Below are 6,712 nucleotides of genomic sequence, written 5' to 3' on the forward strand. Positions count from 1 at the left end.
GATCCAGCATGCCCTCGGGCACCACCCATACAGGTTACAAAATGCCCCAGGAAAGTAAAGTCGAGTTGACTAAAAAGAAAATATCTTCACTATGCATAAAGAGTTGAGACTCGGGGAATCCGTCGGGAACGCGGATCGCCAAAATCATCCGGGCGGGCTTGAGACTGTCAGGGAGACACGTTCAGGGAGACGTACAAAGATACGTCCGGAACAAATAGAATGGGGAATTTCACCGATGACAGACATTGTGGAGGCCGGGATTGCATCCGGCACCGAAGGTAAGCTTGTACGCGCGCTCGACTGGAAGGGCGCATTCTGGGTGGCTGCGGGCGTGCCGCCGCTCGTTCTTTTCTCCATCGGCGGCATTGCGGGCACGACGGGCAAGCTCGCCTTCGTCGTCTGGATCATCTCGATGGTGATGGGTTTCCTGCAATCCTTCACCTATGCCGAAATCGCCGGCATGTTCGCCAACAAGTCCGGCGGCGCTTCGGTCTATGGCGCCACCGCCTGGCTGCGATATTCGAAATTCATCGCGCCGCTGTCGGTCTGGTGCAACTGGTTTGCCTGGTCGCCGGTGCTGTCGCTCGGCTGCGCCATCGCCGCCGGTTACATCCTCAACGCATTCTACCCGATTCCGGCGGCGGATTCGCAGATGGTCCTCGACTGGATCTCCGCGCATGCCGCTTCCGTCACGGCCGATAGCCCCCGCGTCGCCGAATATATCGCAGCCCATGCCGGCACCACCCCGGATGACGCCGTCAAGGCATTGCTCGGCACCGACGGCGTCGCTGCCCTGACGCCGGCGATCCGCAGCTGGTCGCTCTTCAGCTTCAGCATTCCCTTCCTTGCCACCGCCAATATCAACGCCACCTTCTTCATCGGCGGCATCCTGATGCTGATCATCTTCGCGATCCAGCATCGCGGTATTTCGGAAACAGCAAGCGTGCAGAAGTGGCTGGCAATCATCGTGCTGGTGCCGCTGCTCATCATCGGCCTCTATCCGATCGTCAGCGGCCAGATCCTTGCCACCAACGTCACCGGTCTCGTGCCGCCGACAGCCGCCTATGCCGCTGTCGACGGCACCTGGAGCAACGGCGGCTGGACGCTCTTCCTCGGCGGCCTCTATATCGCCGCCTGGTCAACCTACGGCTTCGAGACGGCGGTCTGCTACACCCGCGAACTCAAGAACCCGAAGACCGACACCTTCAAGGCGATCTTCTATTCCGGCCTTGCCTGCTGCCTGTTTTTCTTCCTGGTGCCCTTCGCCTTCCAGGGCGTTCTCGGCCATGCAGGCATGCTGGCCCCCGGCATCGTCGATGGCACGGGTGTTGCCGAAGCGCTCGGCGGCCTCATCGGCGCCGGCCGCGTCGTTACCCAGTTGCTCGTCGTACTGATGATCATGGCACTCTTCCTTGCCATCATGACGGCGATGGCCGGCTCCTCGCGCACGCTCTACCAGGGCTCGAAGGACGGCTGGCTGCCAAAATACCTCGACCACGTCAACGAACACGGCGCGCCGACGCGGGCGATGTGGACCGATTTCGCCTTCAATCTCTTCCTGCTGGCGATCGCCTCGGATGTCGGCGGCTATTTCTTCGTGCTCGCCGTCTCGAATGTCGGCTACATCATCTTCAACTTCCTGAACCTCAATTCCGGCTGGATCCACCGGATGGATTCCGGCCATATCGAGCGCCCCTGGAAGGCGCCGACCTGGCTGATCGGCCTCAACACCGTGCTGGCCTTCGTCAACGCGCTGTTTCTCGGCGCTGGTGCCAAGGTCTGGGGTTATTCCAATGCGCTCTGGGTCGGCTTCATCTTCGCCGCCCTGATCCTGCCGGTCTTCGCCTATCGCCACTATGTGCGCGACGGCGGTAAATTCCCAGCCGGCGCGATGGAGGATCTCGGCCTCGTCGGCCAGGATCTCGGCGTCAAGAAAGCCGGCATCCTGCCTTATGTCGCACTCGCCGGCGGCCTGGCGATCGTCCTGATCGCTAACGTTATCTTCCAGCTTCCGGCCTAAAATCGCCTCCCAAGCAGAAAGGCCGAAAAGCCGCCATGGAAACATGGCGGCTTTTTTCGTTGTGTTGGCACGTCAGGCGGCGGAAGCTCTTGCGGCCTTGACGGCGGCCGCGTCGACATAGAGGCCGAAGCCGACAGCGATGCGATTCCAGCCATTGATGATGTTGATCATCACGGTGAGCTTAACCTGCTCCTCTTCTGTGAACTGGGCCTTTAAGGACTTATAGGCGCTCGCATGTTCCCGTCCTTCACAAAGGCGTGTCAGGGCCTCGGTCCAGCCGAGCGCAGCGCGTTCGCGGTCGGTATAGCAGGGCGCCTCCCGCCAGGCCGGCAGCAGGTAGATGCGTTGTTCGGTTTCGCCATTCTCGCGCGCTTCGGTCGCATGGAGATTGAGGCAATTGGCGCAGCCGTTGATCTGCGATGCGCGGAGCTTGACCAGTTCGGAAAGGGTCCGGTCGAAACTGGCGGCGGCGTCGAGTTCGATCGATGTACGCTGCAAAAACTTCATCAGCGAAGGGGCAGCGGCAAAGAGATCTATTTTCGTCGTCATGATTGGCTTCCTTCTGTTGTTGCCGATATCATGACGGGCCGAAATCTCCCGATGTGACAGCATGCGGAAATTTTTCGATCTATGACTCCAGCGGCGCAGGCAAGATTGTCATGGAAATTGCTTGAAGGCGGGAACGGTCTGTAGAAAGACTATCGAATGGTGCGGATGAAGCAGGATGCGGGACGCATTCGAATCTGGCGCAACGACGCGTTAGCCGGAGTTGAATTGCTGCGCGCGTCGGGAACGCAGCTTCACTTTCCGAAGCACTTCCACGACGCTTACGCAATCCATCTCCACGAACGCGGCACAATGGCGTTCCAATATGGTCAGCCTCAGGTAGCCCTGAAACCAGGCAACATCAATGTCCTTGCGCCCGGCGTTGTTCACATGTGCCTGCCGGCCGACGAACAGGCGTTGAACTACCGCTGCCTGTTCGTATCGCCTGCGTTTTTGCAGTACGCGGTGCTCGACCCGGGGGCGACGCGCCTGCCGCTGTTCGAGCGGTTGTTATGCCTTGGCGACCTCGAGCTTTTCCAAAGCCTTGGCAATGCGCATCGATATCTCGAAACTGACGATGACGCTTTTGAGGCCGAGACGCTGCTGACGAGCGGGCTCGCGGCGCTGGCCACTTACTCCGGGCAGCCGCACGCAAGGATGGAAGCAGGCAGCGAGCCGCGGCACGTCACGACCATTCGCGAATTTCTGGACGCCAACTACGACAGGCGTATTGCCCTTGCCGATCTTGCCCGGCTGGTCAGGCTCAATCCCGTGTATCTCGTCCGATCCTTCCGCTCGTCTGTCGGGCTGCCGCCGCATGCCTATCAGAGGCAATTGCGACTGAGCCGGGCGCGGCAGTTGCTTCGGTTGGGCACGCCGCCGGCCGAAGTAGCCGAGATGGTCGGCTTCGCCGATCAGAGCCATCTCTCCCGCCTGTTCAAACAGACGACGGGCGTGACGCCCGCCGATTATGCGAAAGGTTTATAGCGTTCAAGACAGCAGGGTTTGCTTATGTGAATACTGTACACTCTTGCGGGTGACGACGGCTGGCTCCAGCGATGCGCCCGCAAGGCGATGGGGAAAACAGGAGCGGGGCGATTATCATGCCAACCCTCGGCAATATCTGGTTGTTTATCGGCGCTTCCTTGGCCCTGCTTCTGATTCCCGGGCCGGCGGTTCTCTACATCTTTGCCCGCTCGGTCGAGCAGGGCCGCCTCGCCGGCTTTGTTTCGATTCTCGGCATTCATGCCGCGACGCTGGTACATGTTATCGTCGCGGCGTTGGGCTTATCGGCAGTCCTGGCTTCATCGGCTCTGGCGTTCAGCGCGGTCAAGTATGCAGGCGCTGCCTATCTGATATGGCTTGGGCTCAAGAAGATTTTCGGCCGAAGCGAGATACCCGGCACCGAGACCGGCTTGAAGGCGTTCGGGCACGCGCGCCTTCTCCGCGACGGGTTCGTCGTCAATCTCTTCAATCCCAAGACCGCGCTCTTCTTTCTTGCCTTCCTGCCCCAGTTCGTCGAGGTGGACCGGGGTCACGCAGCGATGCAGATCGCGTTCCTGGGTCTGATCTACACCTGTCTCGGCATCATAACTGACGGCAGCTACGCATTCGCGGCCGGCACTGCGGGCGACTGGTTGAGGCGCAATCGCCGCTATCTCACAGCCGAACGCTATGTCAGCGGGGCCCTGCTGATCGGCCTCGGGTTGACGGCCGCTTTTGCAGGAAACCGAGGCAGCAGTCAGTCTTGACGCGAGCCGGCGCCGGTCGATCATCCTTAACCTGGGACACCCTGTCCGCTTCGGCGAGAAGCGGACAGGGTTCGTTCAATCAGAGCTGAAGGAAGGCTCAGCGGCCGCCCTCGATCTTGCGGTGGCGCTGGTTGATGCCGCCCTTGCCGTAGGGGTAGTCGAGTGGCTGAGGCGCGCTCACCTCATTGAGCCTCGCCATGTCGTCGTCGGAGAGCTTGAGTTTCATGGCGCCGAGATTGTCGGCGAGCTGTTCCGGCGTGCGGGCGCCGAGGATGACCGAGGTGATCGCCGGCTGCGCCGCCGTCCAGGCGAGCGCTACCTGCGCCATGCTGACGCCGTGCGCCTTGGCGATCTCCTCGACGACGCCGATGATCGCCCAGGTTCGTTCCAGCGCATTGCGCGGCGCATAGGATTCACCGCCGCGATTGGGGTTTTCACCGAGGCGGGTGGCGCCCGTCGGCATCTCATCGCGCTTGTATTTGCCGGTCAACCAGCCGCCACCGAGCGGTGACCATGGCAGCAGACCCATGCCGGCATCTTGGCAGGCCGCGACAATCTCGAGCTCGATGTCGCGCACCAGCAGGTTATATTGCGGCTGCAGCGTCACCGGACGGGTATAACCCCGCGCCTTGGCGATCTCCGAGGCCTTGGCGATGTGCCAGCCGACATAATTGGAGAAGCCGTAATAGCCGATCTTGCCGGACGAAACCGCATCGTCGAGAAAACGCAGCGTTTCCTCGATCGGCGTCAGCGCGTCCCAGGCATGCATCTGGTAGAGGTCGATCTGCTCGAGGCCGAGGCGGCGGAGCGAATCGTCGAGCGCCTGGCCGAGATGCCGGCGCGACAAGCCGATATCGTTGGGTCCGTTGCCCATCGGAAAGCGCCCCTTGGTGGCGACGATCGCCTGGCGGGCCTCGGTTGGGCGCGCCTTCAGCCAGCGTCCGATGATCTCTTCCGATTTGCCGGCGCTGTAGACATCGGCGGTATCGATGAAATTGCCGCCCCAGGCGAAATAATCGTCGAGCAGCTTGTGCGAGGCGGCCTCATCGGCCTCCGCGCCGAAGGTCATGGTGCCGAGGCAATAGGCGGTGACGACGGTCCCGCTGGGACCGAGCTTGCGATAGTCCATTTCTTCCTCCTCATGCGGAAACCCGCAGCCGACACGCAAACGGTCGGGGTAGAAGCCGGGGCTCCTGCAATCAATGACAATATTGTGCTTGAGGCGGCCGCTTGCCGCCGGATGACGTATAGCGCCCCAGGCTGGGAGCACAGGGGCCGGGGGGAGCATAACCAATCCCGCCCGCGCGACAAGTGAGAAAAATATATTCCTGCCGTCGCGGCCGGCGAGGATCACGGATTTTGCGAAAACGAGCCGGCGATCAGATCGGCTGCGGCGACGCCGGTCTCGTAGGCGCCGTGCGCCGTCGAATAACGCGACTTCGAACAGGCTTCGCCGGCAAAGAAGATCCGCCCGTCATGCGGCGCGGCGAGACGGCCGCGCAGATCGGAGGCGCCGGGTTCGGCATAGGAATAGGAGCCACCGATATGGGGCGTTGCGGCCCAGGCCGACATTGCCGCCACCGACAATTCCTTGCGGATATCCGCGCCAAAATGTGCCGCCAATTCATCCGCAGCGAAAGAGAAGGCAGCCTCTTTGCCTTGCCGCTCCAGATCATGCGCGAGGTCACCGGCGAAATAGGCCTCGACGACGGGAGCGTCGAACGGCCGGAGCTGATAGGTGCCGGTTGCGCCGCGACCGGTGGAGCCGAGCATATGCGTATCCGCCGGCAGCGCCTGCTGATTTGCGAGCCTCAGGAAGAGCTTGTCAGCGAGCCCTAGGGGCAAACGGGCTGCGGCCTCGATCTTCTCCGGCAAAGGCGGGTCGAAGGCGATCTTGCCGGCGGCAAGCACATTCGTCGAAACGGTCACCAGCACCGCGCGGGCACTCAGCACACCCTGGTTCGTCGCGATGCCGATGCGGCCGGCATGACGATGGTCGATGCGCGTCACCGCGGCGCCGAGCTTTGCCCGAACCGGCTTGCCGTAAAGCGAGACCAGCGTTCCATAGCCCTCGCGTACCCGCCAGTCAGGGCCGGGGCCGGGATCGTATCTGTTGTAATCGACGACCGACGACCGCTCCAGTTCGGCACCGGTGATATAGGTGCCGATCGCCCGGATCTGGCCGTTCCAGGGGTTGCCGGGCTCGAGCATTTCGGCCATGGCTGCGTCATTCCGCTCATGGCTCTCGAGCCGCTCGAAATAGGCGCCGATCGCCTGCCTTGCGGCACGGGCCTCCGCGTCATCACGCTGAAGCCGCCGTCCGCCATCGTTCCAGGGTGCCGGCGTACGGTCGACCGTCAGTCCGACCTCGCCGGCGATCGCAGTCCAGGCATTG

At 62.0% G+C, this 6,712-nt stretch carries 6 protein-coding genes; 3 read left to right on the forward strand and 3 right to left on the reverse strand.

Features of this window, described 5'->3' with window-relative positions; genetic code table 11:
• The first annotated feature begins 235 nt into the window (after positions 1–235).
• Entirely contained in the window at positions 236–2,020 is a 1,785-nt protein-coding gene (locus MOV76_RS17545; RefSeq protein ID WP_130719252.1) for an APC family permease, read from the forward strand.
• A gap of 72 nt (positions 2,021–2,092) precedes the next feature.
• Here MOV76_RS17545 and MOV76_RS17550 read toward each other — a convergent pair whose 3' ends face one another.
• Positions 2,093–2,569 carry a carboxymuconolactone decarboxylase family protein gene (locus MOV76_RS17550; RefSeq protein WP_247264977.1) on the reverse strand — a complete coding sequence of 159 codons (477 nt, stop codon included), beginning with the start codon at positions 2,567–2,569 and terminating at the stop codon, positions 2,093–2,095.
• A 156-nt stretch (positions 2,570–2,725) separates the two neighbouring features.
• On the opposite strand from MOV76_RS17550, the gene MOV76_RS17555 reads away from it, so the two are divergent.
• Both MOV76_RS17555 and MOV76_RS17560 read left to right on the forward strand, forming a co-directional pair.
• Positions 2,726–3,553, forward strand: coding sequence for an AraC family transcriptional regulator (locus MOV76_RS17555; protein WP_247264978.1), 828 nt, complete (start codon positions 2,726–2,728; stop codon positions 3,551–3,553).
• A gap of 116 nt (positions 3,554–3,669) precedes the next feature.
• Positions 3,670–4,317 (forward strand): LysE family translocator, encoded by a 648-nt coding sequence (locus MOV76_RS17560; RefSeq protein WP_018246127.1) that lies wholly within the window; start codon positions 3,670–3,672, stop codon positions 4,315–4,317.
• Between the two features lie 97 nt (positions 4,318–4,414).
• Here MOV76_RS17560 and MOV76_RS17565 read toward each other — a convergent pair whose 3' ends face one another.
• Together MOV76_RS17565 and MOV76_RS17570 are read right to left on the reverse strand one after the other, a co-directional pair.
• Positions 4,415–5,446, reverse strand: coding sequence for an aldo/keto reductase (locus tag MOV76_RS17565; protein WP_028732548.1), 1,032 nt, complete (start codon positions 5,444–5,446; stop codon positions 4,415–4,417).
• A 221-nt stretch (positions 5,447–5,667) separates the two neighbouring features.
• Positions 5,668–6,712, reverse strand: a 1,045-nt coding sequence (locus MOV76_RS17570; protein WP_247264979.1) for an NAD(P)/FAD-dependent oxidoreductase, incomplete at its 5' end; no start/stop codon positions are given.

This window comes from Rhizobium sp. PRIMUS64 (genome assembly GCF_023006465.1).
In the GTDB taxonomy this organism is placed as follows: Bacteria; Pseudomonadota; Alphaproteobacteria; order Rhizobiales; family Rhizobiaceae; genus Rhizobium; species Rhizobium leguminosarum.